The organism is Faecalicatena contorta (assembly GCF_021531995.1).
Taxonomy (GTDB): domain Bacteria; phylum Bacillota; class Clostridia; order Lachnospirales; family Lachnospiraceae; genus Dorea_A; species Dorea_A contorta_A.
This window is the reverse complement of sequence record NZ_JAFBIZ010000025.1, coordinates 14,404-32,536: the sequence shown is the minus strand read 5'-3', so window position 1 is coordinate 32,536 and position 18,133 is coordinate 14,404. Positions and strand designations below refer to the sequence as shown.

At 42.3% G+C, this 18,133-nt stretch carries 13 protein-coding genes and 1 CRISPR repeat array; of the genes, 2 read left to right on the top strand and 11 right to left on the bottom strand.

Annotation, left to right across the window (positions count from 1 at the left end):
- Positions 1-132 precede the first annotated feature (132 nt).
- Entirely contained in the window at positions 133-840 is a 708-nt protein-coding gene (locus JQM82_RS05250; protein WP_235248998.1) for a GntR family transcriptional regulator, read from the top strand.
- A 101-nt stretch (positions 841-941) separates the two neighbouring features.
- On the opposite strand, the gene JQM82_RS05245 is transcribed toward JQM82_RS05250, so the two are convergent.
- From JQM82_RS05245 to JQM82_RS05230, 4 genes are all read right to left on the bottom strand, one after another.
- Positions 942-2,729 (bottom strand): aminopeptidase P family N-terminal domain-containing protein, encoded by a 1,788-nt coding sequence (locus JQM82_RS05245; RefSeq protein ID WP_235248997.1) that lies wholly within the window; start codon positions 2,727-2,729, stop codon positions 942-944.
- A gap of 232 nt (positions 2,730-2,961) precedes the next feature.
- Positions 2,962-4,749, bottom strand: coding sequence for an aminopeptidase P family N-terminal domain-containing protein (locus JQM82_RS05240; RefSeq protein ID WP_235248995.1), 1,788 nt, complete (start codon positions 4,747-4,749; stop codon positions 2,962-2,964).
- Positions 4,750-4,881: 132 nt separating this feature from the next.
- Positions 4,882-6,255, bottom strand: coding sequence for a peptide MFS transporter (locus JQM82_RS05235; protein WP_235248993.1), 1,374 nt, complete (start codon positions 6,253-6,255; stop codon positions 4,882-4,884).
- A gap of 159 nt (positions 6,256-6,414) precedes the next feature.
- The gene (locus tag JQM82_RS05230; protein ID WP_235248992.1) at positions 6,415-7,437 is read right to left on the bottom strand and encodes an NUDIX domain-containing protein; all 1,023 of its coding nucleotides are present in this window, start codon (positions 7,435-7,437) and stop codon (positions 6,415-6,417) included.
- A 72-nt stretch (positions 7,438-7,509) separates the two neighbouring features.
- On the opposite strand from JQM82_RS05230, the gene JQM82_RS05225 reads away from it, so the two are divergent.
- Positions 7,510-8,397 carry an RluA family pseudouridine synthase gene (locus JQM82_RS05225; RefSeq protein WP_235248991.1) on the top strand — a complete coding sequence of 296 codons (888 nt, stop codon included), beginning with the start codon at positions 7,510-7,512 and terminating at the stop codon, positions 8,395-8,397.
- Here JQM82_RS05225 and JQM82_RS05220 read toward each other — a convergent pair.
- The 7 genes from JQM82_RS05220 to cas7c all read right to left on the bottom strand — a co-directional run bounded on the left by JQM82_RS05220 (position 8,392) and on the right by cas7c (position 18,121).
- The gene (locus JQM82_RS05220; RefSeq protein ID WP_235248990.1) at positions 8,392-9,648 is read right to left on the bottom strand and encodes a saccharopine dehydrogenase family protein; all 1,257 of its coding nucleotides are present in this window, start codon (positions 9,646-9,648) and stop codon (positions 8,392-8,394) included. The genes JQM82_RS05225 and JQM82_RS05220 overlap by 6 nt on opposite strands.
- Positions 9,649-9,936: 288 nt before the next feature.
- Positions 9,937-12,039: a polyphosphate kinase 1 gene (gene ppk1, locus JQM82_RS05215; RefSeq protein WP_235248989.1), complete on the bottom strand. Its 2,103-nt coding sequence runs from the start codon at positions 12,037-12,039 to the stop codon at positions 9,937-9,939.
- Positions 12,040-12,265: 226 nt separating this feature from the next.
- Positions 12,266-12,691, bottom strand: coding sequence for a MarR family winged helix-turn-helix transcriptional regulator (locus JQM82_RS05210; RefSeq protein ID WP_235248988.1), 426 nt, complete (start codon positions 12,689-12,691; stop codon positions 12,266-12,268).
- Positions 12,692-13,219: 528 nt separating this feature from the next.
- Positions 13,220-14,978: a CRISPR direct-repeat array (repeat unit 32 nt; unit sequence ATTTCAATTCACGCCCCCGCGAGAGGGGCTTC).
- Positions 14,979-15,154: 176 nt separating this feature from the next.
- Entirely contained in the window at positions 15,155-15,445 is a 291-nt protein-coding gene (cas2, locus tag JQM82_RS05205; protein WP_235248987.1) for a CRISPR-associated endonuclease Cas2, read from the bottom strand.
- 3 nt (positions 15,446-15,448) lie between these two features.
- The gene (gene cas1c, locus JQM82_RS05200) at positions 15,449-16,471 is read right to left on the bottom strand and encodes a type I-C CRISPR-associated endonuclease Cas1c (RefSeq protein WP_235248986.1); all 1,023 of its coding nucleotides are present in this window, start codon (positions 16,469-16,471) and stop codon (positions 15,449-15,451) included.
- Positions 16,468-17,133, bottom strand: a complete 666-nt coding sequence (gene cas4 / locus JQM82_RS05195) for a CRISPR-associated protein Cas4 (RefSeq protein WP_235248985.1) — start codon at positions 17,131-17,133, stop codon at positions 16,468-16,470. Before cas4 ends, cas1c begins: the two co-directional genes overlap by 4 nt.
- A complete protein-coding gene (gene cas7c / locus JQM82_RS05190) occupies positions 17,126-18,121 on the bottom strand; it encodes a type I-C CRISPR-associated protein Cas7/Csd2 (RefSeq protein WP_235248984.1) in 996 nt (331 codons plus the stop codon). Before cas7c ends, cas4 begins: the two co-directional genes overlap by 8 nt.
- Positions 18,122-18,133: the final 12 nt, after the last annotated feature.

Here is an 18,133-nt window from a genome sequence, read left to right as displayed (position 1 = left end):
CTACTGCCCCTAAGCATTCATGTATTTTCATAAATACAAAAGAAAAATTAATATTTATGAATAATTTTTATGTTTATTACAGTTTCTTCTTGTGGTAGAATGTTATTATAAACAAAAAAAGGAACGTTGCATATGAAAAATATAATTCATCACAAAACTCTGCGAGAACAAGTTGCAGATGCTATTCGAAAAAAAATACTATACCATGAACTCGAGCCCGGAATGAGAATCACGGAATCAGAATTAGCCACTAATTTTGGTGTCAGCCATGGTCCGGTACGTGAAGCGCTTCGCCAGCTGGAGCAGGAGGGATTGGTAGAATATACCCGTAATGTCGGCTGCTCCGTAAGGGATATCTCTTTCCAGAATGTAATTGAAGCACTGTTAATCAGAGGATCTTATGAGCTTACTGCAGCACGCGCCTGTGCAGGCAATATCTCGGATAAAGCGATGGAGGAAATGGCCTCCATACTGGATTACATGAAGGATATGGATGGCTCTGACTTTACAGAACCTATTATCTATGATAACAAATTTCATACTGTCTTGATCCACGAAGCACATATGCCTTATCTTACAAAAGCTTGGTCTTCTTTGGATTTTGCTACATTTTTCACATTCTATCAGCAGACCGCCCACAAAGATTCCGTAACGCACAGGCAATACGAGGTTCACAAGGAAATCTTCGACATTTATCAGAGCAGAGACTGTCAGGCAATCTGCAATATCATTTCGAGTCATTACAGAAAATCTGTGGAAAGTATGATCAGAGAAAAAGAAATGTCTGAATCTGACTTTCCGTACTCTTTTGATATTATTGAGTCACCTTTCTTTCCTTAAAACGACATCTGAGATTTCGTAATGTTTTTTAGTAACTGCAAGTGCCGGGATGCACACACTAATGCATCCCGGCACTTTTCTATCAATAGGCCATTTGGATATTAAACTGCTCTTGTATACTTTGCAAGCCATTCTGTTTCTTCTTTATTCAGATAAGGAGAAATGGTGTCGTATACTTTCTTGTGATAATTATTTAAAAGCTTCTTCTCTTCTTCTGTCATAATATCAGGATTAATTGCATCCAGATCCATTGGAATTAATGTAATCTCATCGAAATACATAAACTGTCCATACTCATTTTTCTCGCCTTTGCAGCACAGAAGCTCATTTTCCAGACGGATACCATGGGATCCTTCCACATAGAAACCTGGTTCATCCGTAATAACCATACCTTCCTGCAATACTGCCGTGTCACCTTTGACATATCTCCAGCGGAAACTTGCCGGGCTCTCATGGATATTCAAAAGATATCCTACTCCATGTCCGGTTCCGTGGTTAAAGTTCAGATTACGATCCCAGAACGGTTTTCTGGCAAGAAGATCCAGTACAATTCCCGTGCATCCTTCCAGGAACTTGGCACTGCCAAGCGACAGGTTACTGATCGCAACCAATGTAAAGTCATCTTTCATCTGCTGTGTCACTTCGCCAAGCGCATAAGTTCTTGTTACATCTGTAGAACCTTCCCAGAATCCAGCCCCTGTATCTGTCATGAAAAAGTTTCCTTCTTTTAATTCCACATCCGTCTCTGGTGTAGATATATAATGAACGATAGCCCCATGCTCACCATAAGATGCAATCGGTTCAAAGCTCGGGCGGATAAAATTGCCCATTTCAGCACGTAATTCATCCAGTTTTTCTGTAGCGCTCATCTCAGTAATTCTAGTCTTACCTACGTTCTCCTTCAGCCACTTCATAAATCTGACATGCGCCACACTGTCTTTAATCTGCGCTTTCCTGATATTTTCTACTTCTACCGGATTCTTTGCAGATTTCATAAGCATTGTTGGATTCTCTGCTTCCACTTTTTTAACATTTTCAGGTATATTGTTGTACAGAGCATAATTCAATTTTCCGGGATCAATCAATGCTACTGTTTCTCCATCCAGCTTGCAAATGTCTTCATAGATATCATTGTATGGATGCAGATGTACATTCAATTCATTCAGCTGCGCTTTGATCTCATCATTTAATTTATTTTCATCAACGTACAATTCCATACTATCCATCCTGATAATGGCATAAGAAAGTACTAATGGGAAAAACTCAATATCATCACCACGGATATTCAAAGTCCAGCAAATATCATCAAGAGTTGTAAGGACATGTACATTCGCCCCGGCTTTTTCCATCTTTTCACGAATTCTCTTTAATTTATCTGCTGCTGTTTCACCTGCATATTCGATTCCAAGTGAAAATGCAGACGCTTTGGAAAGTTCCGGACGGTCTTCCCAAATCAGATCAATCAGATCTTCATGATATGCAACTTTTGCCTGCTTTTCTTCTGCAACTTTGGCGTATTCTTCCCCCTCGCCAACAGATACTACACGTCCGTCAAAGCCAAGTGTATCACCAGATTTCAGGACTTCCTTCAGGTACTCCGGAAGTGTCGGCACACCAGGCACACCTATCTTCATCAATTCTACCGTGGTATCTTTAAGCTGCTGTGCCGCCTGAATAAAGTAACGTCCATCTGTCCAGAGACGTGCCTCATCTTTTGTAATCACAGCCGTACCTGCTGATCCTGAAAATCCCGTAATATACTTTCTTGCTTTAAAATACTCGCCTACGTATTCATTCTGATGAAAGTCAGCTGTCGGAACAATATATACATCGACTCCTTTTTCTTCCATCTTTATACGTAATTTTTTCAATCTTTCAGGAATACTCATTTTTTCACCTCTCCATTGATCTTGACTTTTCTACAGTTGATCATTCCCGCATTAAAGATAATTAATTATCAATAATCTGTGTATTATTATACTCTTCTCGCAATTTTCTGTCAAGATTTATATGGGAATTTGAACCTGTTTTTATCCTTATGCCAGAAAGCATTTCCATGCAAAAACCGGGATATATCGAAAATGATATATCCCGGTTTTGACAATATTCATATATCCAATCTTAAATTGCTCTTGTATACTTCGCAAGCCATTCTGTTTCTTCTTCATTCAGATATGGAGTAAGCGTATCATATACCTTCTTATGGTAATCATTCAGAAGTTTCTTCTCTTCTGCAGTCATGATATCCGGATTGATTGCATCCAGATCCATTGGAATCAATGTGATTGCGTCAAAGTACATAAACTGTCCGTACTCATTCTTCTCACCCTTGCAGCACAGAAGCTCATTCTCCAGACGGATTCCGTGAGAACCTTCGATATAGATTCCCGGCTCATCCGTAATAACCATGCCTTCATGGAGTACCTCTGTTTCTCCTTTGCGGTATTTCCACCGGAATCCTGCAGGACCCTCATGAATATTCAAAAGGTAACCCACACCATGTCCGGTTCCATGATTGAAGTTCAAATTACGATCCCAGAATGGTTTTCTGGAAAGAACATCCAGTACCATACCTGTACATCCTTCCAGGAATTTTGCACTTCCAAGTGACAGGTTACTGATTGCAACCAGTGTAAAGTCATCTTTCATCTTCTGTGAAACCTCACCAAGCGCATATGTTCTCGTTACATCTGTAGAACCTTCCCAGAATCCTGCACCTGTATCCGTAAGGAAGAAACTGCCTTCTTTCAGTTCCACATCTGTCTCCGGTGATGAAGTATAATGTACGATTGCACCATGCTCTCCGTAAGATGCGATCGGTTCAAAACTCGGACGGATAAAGTTGCCCATCTCAGCACGAAATTCATCCAGCTTATCTGTTGCACTCATCTCGGTAATTGTGATCTTGCCAACATTTTCTTTCAGCCACTTCATAAATCTTACATGTGCAACGCTGTCCTTGATCTGTGCTTTGCGAATATTCTCCACTTCCACCGGATTCTTGATCGCTTTCATCAGAATCGCCGGATTTCTCTTTTCCACTTTCTTCACGTTCTCAGGAATGTTATTGTATAAAGCATAGTTCAGCTTACCCGGATCAAGCATAAGCACTGTACTGTCATCCAGTTTGCGGATATCTTCATATATGTCATTGTATGGATGAAGTTTTACGTTTAACTCCGCCAGCTGCGCTTTGATCTCATCATTTAATTTATTTTCGTCAATATATAGTTCCATGCCATCCATTGTGATGATTGCATAAGAAAGGATCAATGGGAAGAATTCAATATCATCTCCACGAATATTCAATGTCCAGCAGATATCATCCAGAGTTGTAAGCACATGTGCATTTGCTCCTGCTTTTTCCATCTCTTCGCGGGTTCTCTTTAATTTATCCGCTGCTGATTCTCCTGCATATTCAATTCCAAGAGCAAATGCCGGTGCTTTTGAAAGCTCCGGACGGTCTGTCCAGATCAGATCAATCAGATCTTCATGATAAGCAACCTTTGCTCCCTTCTTTTCTGCAATTTCTGCATACTCCTGTCCTTCTCCGACAGATACTACACGTCCGTCAAATCCAAGGGTATCGCCTGCTTTTAATATATCTTTCAGATAATCTGTAAGCTCCGGAACTCCCGGCTCACCCATCTTCATCAATTCAACAGTTGTCCCTTCCAGCTGTGCAGTTGCCTGAATGAAGTAACGTCCATCTGTCCAAAGACGTGCCTCATCCTTGGTAATGACAGCTGTACCTGCTGAACCGGAAAAACCTGTGATATATTTTCTTGCTTTAAAATATTCCCCAACATATTCGCTCTGGTGAAAATCTGCTGTCGGAACAACATAGATATCAATTCCTTTTTCCTCCATCTTCGCGCGCAGATTTGTTAATCTCTCTGGAATACTCATGTTATAACGCCTCCTGTAAAATAGTAATGTTTTTTCCCTAATAATATTAGGATTGTCAGGCAACTTGTATGTATTCCTGCAATCCTAATATCATTTTACATCATTTTACTCTATGATTCTACTTTATTTTTCTTATTTTTCGTCGTCTTTCTTTTCAACCAATGCTGTTAACGGTTTGTCCAGAACAACCAGAAGTGCAACTGCAACGAATGCAATCACTGCAATGATAATACATGCAGTTGTGAACTTGATCGCTCCTCCGAACAATGCATTGTATACGTATCCATAACTGATTGCTGCGAAGAAAATTGCAAGTCCCCATACAGACTGCATTGTAGAGTAAATACGGCTTGGTGCGTATTTCGCAATAAATGCATTTCCCAGTGGAGAGAAGAACATCTCACCTAATGTGATCAGGACTGCAAAGATCAAGAGCCACAGGCAGCTGATCTGTCCATCGCCGCGGATAACATCCATCAGTGCAAAGAACAGATATCCAACACCAAGAGTACCAATACCCAATGCACATTTCTTATAAATACTCATATCTCCCTTTGGTCTGCTTGCAAGATAGCTCCAGAGCTTCGGAGTTACAAACATACCAACAAGTACACAGAATAAAGCATTTGCCGCATCAAACCATGTAAGCGGAACGTTGTAACCTGCGATTACCCAGTTTGCGTTCTCGCCCCAGAAATAATATACCGGCAGGTATGCCAGATACCAGAATACCCAGAATACGATTGCAAATATGCAGATGAGAATGATTGCAGCAATTCTCTTCTTCTCAAGCGTTGTATAAGGCATCTTCTTCTCTTCCTTATTCTTAGCCTTCAGCTCTGCTTCACGTGCAATTTCTTCCTCTGTCAGTTCTTTCTTAAATGGAGTCTTACCAGCTTCACCCATGAAACGTGTTCCGATCGTGAACCAGATTGCTCCTAAGAACATCAGGACTGCTGCAATCTTGAAGCATGGTCTGTATCCCATCATATCTCCACTTGCAAATACATCCTGATACAGAATACCTGCAAGGAACGGGCCTGCAAATGCACCGATGTTAACAAGACCATAACGTACAGAATATGCATTGTTGAGCTGATCGCTGGATACGATACGTCCGATCAATGGACCAGTCTTATAGAATGCAAGACCGATACTGATACACCAGATCATCGCATATACCATTCCGCTGCTTGTTGCCATAGATCCAATCCAGTAACCAATACCGCAGAGGAGCATACCAATCGGAGTAGTATACCTTGCACCGATCAAACGGTCACAAATAATGGCACAAAGAATAGGAAGTCCGTAAGAAAATGCTGTCAACTGTGACTGCATAGTTGCAGCAGTTCCTTCTGACAGGCCAAGACCACCTGATGCTACACTTGCTGCTACGAAAACTAACAGAATAGAACGTCCGGTATAATAAGCAAAACGTTCAAAAATCTCTGTCGTAGAGCATGCCCAGAAGCCCATTGGAAGCTTCTTTTTTGTTTGAGTACTCATTTTTACTCGTCCTCCTTTTCCCCCACACCTTTTCTCAACAAAATCATCCTCTCTGTTTGATACAAGATGTGTAAATAAGTAAAATTATTGATAATTTACAATGAATTATACATTGTGACTACCGTGTTGTCAAGTTCTCTTGAATTAATTAGCCATTTTTTATATAGAGGTATTCAAGTACTCTCCTACCATGCGAAATTCATCTTCATAGATACAATGATCTATCGTTCCCTCATGTACTTTCTGACGACACTCTTCATAATCCATCCATATTACTTCTTCCACTTCTGATTCCTGAAGTCTGAGGCTGTTGATTTCCACCGGCTCTGTATATACGTAGACAGAACTCAGTTCATTGTCACGGAATACCTTTCCGTGAAACACTGCTTCAAATTTTCCGTGATGAATTCCTACGTAATGAAGATCTTCTTTCCTGACACACATTCCCAGTTCCTCTTCCATCTCTCTGACAGCTGATTCCAGACATTCATCTCCCGCTGCCACATGCCCGGCAGATGAGATATCATAACTTCCCGGATTCGAATCCTTAACTGCACTCCGCTTCTGCAGCAGTACATCATATCCGCTCTTCTGGTTCGGTCTTACAACCCACATATGAACCGTTGCATGCAGACTTCCTTCCCTGTGCGTTACTCCCCGTTCTCTTACAAGTCCGCTCTTGCTGCCATCTGGATTAAGAATATCAAATAATTCCATCGGCTTTCCATTCAAAGCTGCGGACACTAAGCGATCCCTGCCGTCATAAACCATTTTCAGAGAAAAGAAATCCTGATTTTCATCGATCAGACGAAAGAAAATCTTATCTCCTTCCCAGATATTCAGCTTCCATACTTCCTCAATATCTACCCACTCCAATTCTCCTTCATTACATGCAATCGGCTCTCCTTCGAATCCGTCTGCCGTAAAAAGAGACATGTACTCTGTCACCCCATTTCCGGATACAAAAGTGACAATGCCCCGGTACCGATAGGAAGTAAGCGTATAGCCGGTCTCTTCCCGAACTTCTCTTAACAGACACTCTTCCGGACTTTCCTCTTTTTCAAAGTGTCCTCCGACACCAATCCACTTATCTTTGTTCACATCGTTTTTCTTCACCGTCCTGTGAAGCATCAGATACTTTCCGTCTTTTTTTATATAGCATAATGTACTTAATCCTGTCATAGTTTCAACTCCTAACTTTTTATGGTATAATGCAATCCGTAGATATCATAGCTAAAATGTGAGGAAAATGCAATGAATCGAACGATCGAATATATGATAGAAAAAACAGATGACGGACTTCGCGTCGAGCAATTCTTAAGACGACATGGATATTCCGGACAGAATCTTACAGAAATCAAACGAATGCCAAAAAGCATTCTTGTGAATGGGGAACATTATTATATGCGCCAGCTTCTTCATACCGGTGACTGGCTGCAGGTCTGCATTCAGGAAACTGCCTGTTCCGAAAAGATTCCCCCTGTACAGATCCCATTAGATATTGTATATGAGGACGAAGACATTATCGTGATCAATAAGCCTGCAGGGATGCCGATCCACCCTTCCCTGAACAACTACACCAATTCCATGGCAAATGCACTGGCCTGGTATTACCAGTCACAGGAAAAGCCATTTATCTTCCGGTGCTGCAACCGACTGGACCGCGACACCTCCGGACTTACAGTTGTTGCCAAGCATCTGGTCAGCGGCAACATCCTGTCCGCAATGGTTTACCGAAGAGAGATTCACCGAGAATACCTGGCGATTGTACGGGGGCACGTCACCCCTGCAAGCGGCACGATCAATGCACCTCTTGCCCGCAAACCCGGCACCATCATTGAACGAACCGTAGACTGGGAACACGGAGAAACTGCCATTACCCATTATCAGGTTGTAAAAGAAGCCAATGATCACAGTCTGATCTCACTGAAACTGGAAACCGGCCGCACGCATCAGATTCGGATCCACATGAAATATCTGGGATACCCACTGATCGGAGACTATCTGTATAACCCGGACATGGAATATATAAGCCGGCAGGCGCTCCACTCCTACCGGCTTCGTTTTTTGCATCCGATCACCGGAACCATGCTGGAATTCACCGCACCGTTACCGGAAGATATGCAGAATATTCTTTTATAACTTCATTTCTTCAATCCGATATTCATACCCGCTTTCATTCATCAACTTCATATATGGGAGCGGGTCAAAATATTCCGGAGAGTAAACTCCGGCATCTTTCCAGATGCCTTTCCCAATCAGTTCGATCGCCAGCGCTGCACCAAATCCCGTCTGTGCCACAACTGCCTGCGATCCCCATCTCTTCATAGATTCCTGATTATCAAAAGCCTGATACAGGAAATAAGATCTGTCCTCCCCGTCTTTCTTTCCGATGCACTGTACTCCGACAAGCATCTCACCGGTCATCTCACTTCCTATATCTTTTGGTTGCGGTGCACATGCTGCCACCACATCTCTGGGAATCACCTGCGTCTCACCAATCCGAACCGGGTGAATACTGCGAAGCCCCAGTTTGTCAATGACTTTCAGTGCTGTAATCAGATTTTCATCCAGGCTGATCTTAAATGTTGCCCGCTGAAGGCCATACTGCTTCAAGTACCTCGGCATGGTCACAACCTCTTCATGCTCTACTTTCACCAGTGTATTCTTACCAACACCATCCGGCATCTCCCAGATTTCCTTTCCTGCAAACGGTCGCTCTACCAGAAAACCTCCTCTGGACGCATCATACTCTACATTTGGATTCATCACTTCATCCAGTACGGTCCACACATTAAACCCGAACATGATATCATCCGGATCCGCTCCCGGAACCGACAGATTTCCTCCGTCCTTAACATGAACTTCATAAATCTCATCCAGCAACTGCGTTGCGGCATATTTTGCAAACACATTGACGACTCCCGGATCGATTCCCATACATATTACTGCCATATTGCCGCGTTTCTTCCAGAAATCAAAACGGTCAAAATTGTATTTTGTCATTGGTTCCGTATAGCTGTTCTCAATTCCGATTCCATAAGCCGGATGATCCATCGGAACCGACCATGTTCCCATGTTCCCATAATCTATGCCCGTTTCATAAGCTGCATCAAATATATAATTACTGGCAAACGGCGGCGCTGCATCCATCAGAAAATCTATCTGGTGGATCCGAATCATCCGCATCATCGCTTCCTTCTCTGTCGCATTCACGGCTCCAGCTTCAAATCTGTCATCTCCGTCCAGTTTATCAACCACTTCCTGCGCACGTTTCTGTTCAAAATCACACACAAGTACATATTCCAGCCATGTGCCATTCGGATCCCGCCACTTCATTACCTTAAGAATACTTTCCCCCACTGCACCTGCGCCAACTAACATCATTCTCATAGATTCCACCTCCAAAATAAATTATTGGCATCTATCATTCTCTGTCCTTTTGCCAGTTGGTTCTAGCCTCGTAGGCGATGCTTTCGCATTCTCTCCAAAGTTCCGTCGGGCTGCCTTCCTTTTGCCTGTCAGTTTCCGCCAGAGCAAGATGCAATAACTCTGGGTTTGCTTCTTCGGCCCCTTTCGGTGTCTAGGGCAGTCGTTCACCGGATATATTCAGTTTTTGTTTATTATGTATTTTACAAAACAATGCACTCTTCCGTCAATAAAAAAGCTGCTTTTCTAGTTTCACTTTTTTTCTGCATTGCTGTAAGCCATTGCATAAAACGTCTCCTGCGAGTTCAGCTTTGCATCGTTCAGTTTTCGATTCACATAAATTCCTTTCGAAGTCAGGCTTTTTCCCTTCTCATCATCATTCATCATAGTCTCGAACATCCAGTCCAGGCGCTCTTTCAGCTTCTCATCCCAAACCGGAGCAGCCACCTCCACACGACGAACCGTGTTTCTCGTCATGAAATCTGCAGATGCAATATACACCTTTTCACGTTCCTTTGTTCCAAATCGATAGATTCTGGAATGTTCCAGAAAACGTCCAACAATACTTACAACTTTTATATTATCTGTATATCCTTTTACTTCCGGAATCAGGCAGCAGATTCCTCTGACGATCATTTCTATATTTACTCCAGCCTGCGAAGCTTCTACCAATTTTTCAATAATTACTTTGTCTGTCAGGGAATTGATCTTAATTCCGATGTAGCTCTTTTCTCCCTGCTTCGCATGTGAGATTTCTTCATCGATCATATCCAGAACTTTATTCTGCAGACACTTTGGAGCTACCAGCAGATAATCCGACTTTTCTACAGTTTCTCCTCGCAAAAGTGCAGCAAAGACATCTGCCGCTTCTTTTCCAATCTCCTGATTGGCAGTGATCAAAGACAGATCCGTATACAGAGCAGACGTTTTTTCATTGTAATTTCCAGTTCCGATCTGTGTAATGTAAGATACCCCATCCTCTGTTTTTCTGGATATCAGGCAAAGCTTGGAATGTACCTTATATCCGTTCAGACCATAGATGACTCTGCAGCCGGCTTCTTCCAGTTTTCTGGAATATTCGATGTTACTTTCTTCATCAAACCTTGCCCGCAGCTCTACCAGCACGACTACTTCCTTGCCATTTTCAGCTGCTTCCACCAGTGCATCCACAATCTGGCTCTTATTGGCAAGACGATATAAGGTCATCTTGATGGATACAACCGTATCATCTTTCGCCGCCTCATATAACAGGTTGATAAATGACTTGATGTTCTCAAATGGATAAGACAACAGAACATCTTTTGTCATGATCTGTGGAATCAAAGGACTGTTTCCATCGAGTTCCGGCGTCATTCTCGGAGTACGTCTCTGATAAAACAGTGCTTCCTGATCCGTATTCTTCAGATAACTCTGAATCGCAAATACAAATGACATATCCAGCGGCACTCTGGACAGAAATACATGTTCTTTTTCCACATGGATATCCTTGCACAGAGAACGGATCATTTTTTTATTCAGATCCCGGGAAAGCTCCATTCTGACCGGATTCATTCTTTTTCTCTGTTTGATCAGATTTTCCATTGCCTCTCGGTAATCCAGGTCTTCATCATAGATTGTCTCAGTATCAATATCTGCGTTTCTCGTCACACGAAGTAAGGATTTTTCTTTCACTTCATAATTTTTAAACATTTTGGGAAGGAAATGAAGAATCAGCTCTTCTGACAACATAAAGGTTCCCTTTCTGGTCGGAATGTCGATCAGACGCTTAAAAACATTATTACTGCAGGGAATGATGGCCGTTTTTGTCTTGCCGCCTTTCGTTTCCAGCAGCGCAACTGCATAGATGTCTTTATTTTTCAAAAACGGAAATGGCTGTTGCTTGCTCACAATATTCGCCGACAGATATGGTGCTATCTCATGATCAAAATAGGTTTCCAGCAATTTTCCTTCTTCTGCTGATAATTTATTAAAATTAATCAGTCGGATTCCCTTCGGTTCCAGTTCTCCCATAAGCTGCTCATATATTACTGCTTTTTTCTGATCCAGTTCCCTGGTTGCTTTCAGGATCGCGTTTACCTGCTCTTTGCTGGTCATATTTGTTTTATTTTCACGAACCACTTCTGAAGATTCCATCTGATCCATGAGTGTACCGACTCTGACTCTGTAAAATTCATCCAGATTCGATTGATAGATTGCTGCAAATGTCAATCGTTCTGCCAGCGGCACTCTCGGATTTCCCGCTTCATTCAATACTCTTTCATTAAATTTCAGCCAGGACAGTTCCCGGTTCATCATATATGGAATCTTTGCGGTATTTTCTTTCTTTTTTTCTGCTTTTTTCTCTGCTTTCTTCATCTGAACAGTTCCTTTCTCAATGGTTTTATATCCACATAATCAGAATCATTATAATTCTTTTATGTCAAATTTGCAGAATATTTTTGTTAATTTTATGTAAGATTTCGCATCTGCTTATTTCCCGACATCCCACACAGTTCAATATCTATCCTTCTAACATAATCTTGTGTTTTCAATCGTTAGCTATTAAATTATCCCAAAATAAATACTCACTTTATGTGAGTACTTATTTTAAACTATCCTTAACTTTCTTAAGAAGTGAATAAAGGATTTCCCGTTCCGTCTCAGTCAAACCTGATAGAAGCATCTCTTCCGCCTGGATCATGTCCCGCTTCGTTTCCAGAACCTTGTCTATCCCCTCCTGCGTGATGCGTACCAGCTTAATCCGTTTATCCTCTGCATCAGCATATCCTTCCACCAGCCCTTTCTGCTCCAGTCGGGAAATAATACCGGCAGTCGTAGACTGTGCAATACACAGAACTTTTTCCAACTGTTTCATGGAAAGCTGCTTTTTGGGGGCATCATTCAGTGCTAACAGGGCTCCTGCCTGTGCCATCGTCATATCCCACGAACGCATCTTATTGTCTGCCCTTTTCTGCATCTCGTCACCAATCTGCTTCATCAGTATCCCGCAGGACACCTGCTCTGCCATATCAATGCCTCCTTTCTGGCGATAAATATATCACACTATCGTTCCTACGTCAACAGCATGCGTTTGATTCAATACATATTTTCTATTAGCATTTTCCTGTCACCGGACAACAGGGACACGGACGCCGGATTATTCAAAAAAAGGCGGTTTGTTAATATAGATCATAGCACGGAAAGGTAAGTTATCCAAGTATACTCTCAGAAATGCAAGGTCGTCCCGGGGATGTCAAGTCATTGTCACAAAAAACATGCGGCTTTTTTGCCATGAAAATGGCTTAAAACCGCATGTTTCTGTATAGAGGATGCTATATTATTGTTACAAGATGGTTGGGGAGGATGTAACGTCAGTGTCATATATATCAACTTTTTACACATTTTGAATAATCCAGCCTATCAGACGAGAATATTTACTTTTTATGTTTACCCCTATTACTATGGTTTTACAGCTAATGAACTCTCTTTTCTACTTCCTTGAAAATGCGAGAGGGGCTTCGTTTCCCATGGCCTGCACGTCGGCTGTCATAAATTCATTTCAATTCACGCCCCTGCAAGAGGGACTTCGTGATCACAATATCCGGTTATGGCGTGCCGGGTACATTTCAATTCACGCCCCCGCGAGAGGGGCTTCCCGCTTATGGTCCCAATGGTTTGGGATGCAACAAATATTTCAATTCACGCCCCCGCGAGAGGGGCTTCAGGGATCTACGCTTGCACGGCTTTCCGGAGCAAATTTCAATTCACGCCCCCGCGAGAGGGGCTTCGTTGTTCCCGACGATCTTCGGAAAGCGGAACCAATTTCAATTCACGCCCCCGCGAGAGGGGCTTCATGTTGAGAACGAACCAGAAGAGAATGTTGTGAGCATTTCAATTCACGCCCCCGCGAGAGGGGCTTCTAATTGCGATCACATTCAATTTTTTGTAATACCCAATTTCAATTCACGCCCCCGCGAGAGGGGCTTCACAGTGACTGCACTCAGTATGGGAAAAGACATCAAATTTCAATTCACGCCCCCGCGAGAGGGGCTTCCCTGCAGTATAAAAACAGAATCAACAATATCCCATTTCAATTCACGCCCCCGCGAGAGGGGCTTCCCGAAGGTCCATATCCCTCGCTTGATGCGTTCACGATTTCAATTCACGCCCCCGCGAGAGGGGCTTCGTGGTGTTCCATTCGTTTTTGGTCGTTCCGTCCGCTATTTCAATTCACGCCCCCGCGAGAGGGGCTTCAGCTTTAATAACAGCATTTTGGAATTCTGATTCTATTTCAATTCACGCCCCCGCGAGAGGGGCTTCCAACTGGTTTTAACAATTTCCAGGGACGAGACTATATTTCAATTCACGCCCCCGCGAGAGGGGCTTCCAAAGCAGATCGGTATTAGCGATAGACAGGTAAGAATTTCAATTCACGCCCCCGCGAGAGGGGCTTCAACACTGAACAGAGCGTTTGTAAAAATTGAAATTATTTCAATTCACGCCCCCGCGAGAGGGGCTTCAAAAGAAAGTATATCATCTTCATTTCACGATGGATATTTCAATTCACGCCCCCGCGAGAGGGGCTTCGATTAAGAAGTGCAGCAGTCCCAAGGGAATCCATTTCAATTCACGCCCCCGCGAGAGGGGCTTCGGTTGTGGGTATCGAGCTGGGCGTTGTTTGTTACGAATTTCAATTCACGCCCCCGCGAGAGGGGCTTCCGGCTTGGAATTCCCCAAGGTATCCGCTATCTTACCATTTCAATTCACGCCCCCGCGAGAGGGGCTTCTTTTGCATCCTTCTTTTTATCCTCTGTAAACACCAATTTCAATTCACGCCCCCGCGAGAGGGGCTTCCCTTTGCTTCTGACACGGTCCCGTCAATCAACTTAATTTCAATTCACGCCCCCGCGAGAGGGGCTTCTGCCTTCGGCGCGCTTGTTGATCCGGACAGGCCAATTTCAATTCACGCCCCCGCGAGAGGGGCTTCCCTCACTCTTTCTATATTTTTCTGCAAAATAAAAAATTTCAATTCACGCCCCCGCGAGAGGGGCTTCGGTGTCCACCGTGGAAAAGATGCCGGTAAAGTAATTTCAATTCACGCCCCCGCGAGAGGGGCTTCAGATCTGCTCCGTTTGCGCCATACATGAGAAATATTTCAATTCACGCCCCCGCGAGAGGGGCTTCCGGCAACAGATCTGTATCTCCAAGCATATCGATCAATTTCAATTCACGCCCCCGCGAGAGGGGCTTCAAGCTTCTTCGCCATGCCCATACTCTTTCTCTATTTCAATTCACGCCCCCGCGAGAGGGGCTTCAGCAAAAACCAACAATTTTTCTATCGGTCTTTCGCTGTTTTTTATTCAATAAATACATTTTCACAAAATTAATTCTTTCAAATCCCCAATTTAATCAATATAGACCTGATATTTGTGCAATTTTCATTGCGCCAATCTCCTGGAATTTTATGTATGGGAAATATATGCGCAAAGTTTTATAACAACAAAGGTTCCCCAGCCTCCACTTTTAACTTTTTTCCCATAGAATCAATTTTGTTCTGGTAAGAATTTCCCAGCCGATAAAACCGGATGGAATCCAAATTCTTATTTATTTCCTTGCTTAATTCATGCTTTAATGTCGTAAGCTGCACTGCGTCTACTAAAACTTCAAAAACTGAGTTTTGCACCCGAACACCATATCTTTCACATAATTTTGCTACTCTTCGAAGTCTCTTTTCCCCTGCAGCATCCATCGTATTTACATCATAAGTTATCACTACCAACATGGTTTACCTCCAGGAATACGGCGGATATTCATCCAAATCGCCACGCAGCACTCTGGCAAATAACATTGCCTGAGCATAGGGAATCATTCCAATTTCAATATTTTCGTCCAGGAAAGGATGTTTGATTGTTTCCTTTTTCCTTTTTTGCCAGGCATTTAAAACTGTCCTTCTTCCCTTGTCATTTAAATATACCGCTTCCGAATCTGTTTCAAAATCCTTAATTTGCAGCTGTCCCTTATGAAAAAGTGACAAAACAAACCGATCACACAATGGTGCCCGCAATTCTTCAACCAGATCCAAAGCAAAAGACGGACGTCCCGGCCGCAGAACATGTAAATACCCCGCTGCCGGATCAAGTCCTACTGTTTCTAAGGCAGATTGCGTTTCGCGAATCAACAGCATATAAACAAAAGATAACGCTGCATTTACTTCATTTTTCGGTGGCCTTCTGCTTCGAACATCAAAAACAAATTCTTTTGAATCCAGCATATTATCAAATTGGGCAAAATAGATCGTAGCTGCTGCACCTTCCAATCCTCGCATGGAATCAATATCATTGACATTTTGTAATTTTTTTGCAATATTACTAAGTTTATCTGATGCCGCCACTAAAGCACTTCTTTTTTCATCTGAATCTTTATTTCTTGCATTTCTCATAAGAACCACTTTTGCATTACGAATTTTTCCATAAAGAATGTTTCTTACTGTCCGAGTGGAAAATTCAATATCATTTAAACTTTCATACTGTTTTTTTCGCAATAAAACATTTCCGCTTACAGGTCCGCATATTCTTCCAAGAAATTTTCCATTCTCGGATAAAAATACAAGTGAAATCCCTTCTTCTCCACAAAATCCAATCAATGGGGTTGAAACTGTATTTTGCCCGAAGCATACAATTGCTTCAATATTACGAGCTGGAACAGAAACTTTTTCTTCTCCGTCCATTTCTACAACTATATTCTGATTGCGCACATGTATATAACTTCCAGGTGTCAGAATATAGATCGTGTTCAAAAGCTTTTTCATATACATCTCCCCTCTTCTGCTTCCAGTTTTAATTCTTTGCAATATTCAGAAGCTGATTTTTTCACTTTCGGCATACAGTATTCTAACATAGAACATTTTTTGCACTTGGAACTATACTGTGCCGCTGGAATTATAAATGATTCACGGATTTTTCTTAACTCTGTAGCTGTATCACGAACCATTGTACGCAGTTCTTCCGTAAACTCAATCCGAAGACGTTTATGTGAAGATATAAAAAATATTTCCCCTGCGTGAATCTTCGTCTGATACATTTCTTCCAGGCACATGGCCTCTGCACACAGCTGTATCTTATACTCTAATTCATCCTCCCGGACTTTTCCATGTTTATATTCTATTGGAAACAGAGCTACTTTAAAATTTACAGCCGGAATGATACATCCACCCTCAGATTTGGTTGCTTCAATACAATCGCATTTTCCATTCACTCCCAGTTCTTCGGAAACCACTTCATATTCATAGAGTTTAAGAAATTCTCCTCTTTTCTCAATTCTCTGAGTATGAACACGTTCGTGCTCCGCACGACCTTTCGCAGTTTCCACATTTTCCACCCATACCCGTTCATTTAAAAGAAGAGCAGCCCGCCTGGGACAATAACACATCTGAGAAAGCCAGCTTAATGGAATATACTCTTTATCATTCATTTTTAAACCATTCCTCGTTTTCAGGGAGTTGATTCCATACAATATCGCTAAATGCATCTTCTTTAAAACCAACCTCAACGCCCTTTGGCACATGATTCAAATGAATAATCGCATTATAATCATGATAACTTCTTGGATACACTACACACTCTTTTTTCTTCACTTCTACCAGATCAAACAACTTGTGCGCTGGAGCACATCCCAATCTTGCCTGACGGACTCTCTGCTCCAGATCAGAATCTGTCCCCACATGTTTGAAAATAATCAATGGTGAAACTACTTCCATCTCTCCTTTACTTGCAGAACGGTTATGTTCATACATATTCAGGATTGCCTCGAACAAAAGATTTAAATCTTCCTCGTCAAATCCAGTTTCCGCCGCCAGATTGGCACTGATAAATCCTCTGATTTCATATAAACCAAATGGAATGAACTGTTTACGTCCCATTGTCCGAAGTTTATCTTCCGGTTTCTCATTTTCCATCCGCTGATAATCTTCCATTTTCAAATCTTTTTCCCCGTCCGTTACTGCCATACGAGTTATGGAAATGTCTAATGGCAAAACCGGATCCAGACTTTTTCCAAATGTGATCTGAACAGGGCCTCTCACCTGTCCCGCATTTGGACCAGTACTCATTACTGCTCCAAATGTCCGTACATCATAAAACAATTCGCACGCTTTCTGACGTCCTGCATAAATCGCTTCTTTCGCTTTTGCACAATCTTCAACACCTGCTTCTCTTTTCGCTCTGGCAATATGACGGTTCATATTTGTTGACTGTTGAACAATGATCTCCATTCCAGGTTCTCCTTCGCGGGACATGGTAATATAATTTCTGATCAGTCTTTTCGTAGATACATCTGAAATATATCCCTGCATGGTCTGAGGATCTACTCTTGGAGTATTTCCCATATCTGGATCTCCATTCGGATTGGCATCTGTACATGCCACATAATAAATAAATTCATAACGATTTTTAATTGCCATAATAAATTCCCC

Coding starts and splice junctions, on each gene's coding strand:
- JQM82_RS05220 (WP_235248990.1), bottom strand. CDS start 9,648: ATGAGAATGATGTTAGTTGGCGCAGGTGCAGTGGGGGAAAGTATTCTT.
- JQM82_RS05240 (WP_235248995.1), bottom strand. CDS start 4,749: ATGAGTATTCCAGAGAGATTAACAAATCTGCGCGCGAAGATGGAGGAA.
- JQM82_RS05230 (WP_235248992.1), bottom strand. CDS start 7,437: ATGACAGGATTAAGTACATTATGCTATATAAAAAAAGACGGAAAGTAT.
- JQM82_RS05225 (WP_235248991.1), top strand. CDS start 7,510: ATGAATCGAACGATCGAATATATGATAGAAAAAACAGATGACGGACTT.
- cas1c (WP_235248986.1), bottom strand. CDS start 16,471: ATGAAAAAGCTTTTGAACACGATCTATATTCTGACACCTGGAAGTTAT.
- JQM82_RS05210 (WP_235248988.1), bottom strand. CDS start 12,691: ATGGCAGAGCAGGTGTCCTGCGGGATACTGATGAAGCAGATTGGTGAC.
- cas4 (WP_235248985.1), bottom strand. CDS start 17,133: ATGAATGATAAAGAGTATATTCCATTAAGCTGGCTTTCTCAGATGTGT.
- JQM82_RS05250 (WP_235248998.1), top strand. CDS start 133: ATGAAAAATATAATTCATCACAAAACTCTGCGAGAACAAGTTGCAGAT.
- ppk1 (WP_235248989.1), bottom strand. CDS start 12,039: ATGAAGAAAGCAGAGAAAAAAGCAGAAAAAAAGAAAGAAAATACCGCA.
- JQM82_RS05235 (WP_235248993.1), bottom strand. CDS start 6,255: ATGAGTACTCAAACAAAAAAGAAGCTTCCAATGGGCTTCTGGGCATGC.
- JQM82_RS05245 (WP_235248997.1), bottom strand. CDS start 2,729: ATGAGTATTCCTGAAAGATTGAAAAAATTACGTATAAAGATGGAAGAA.
- cas7c (WP_235248984.1), bottom strand. CDS start 18,121: ATGGCAATTAAAAATCGTTATGAATTTATTTATTATGTGGCATGTACA.
- cas2 (WP_235248987.1), bottom strand. CDS start 15,445: ATGTTGGTAGTGATAACTTATGATGTAAATACGATGGATGCTGCAGGG.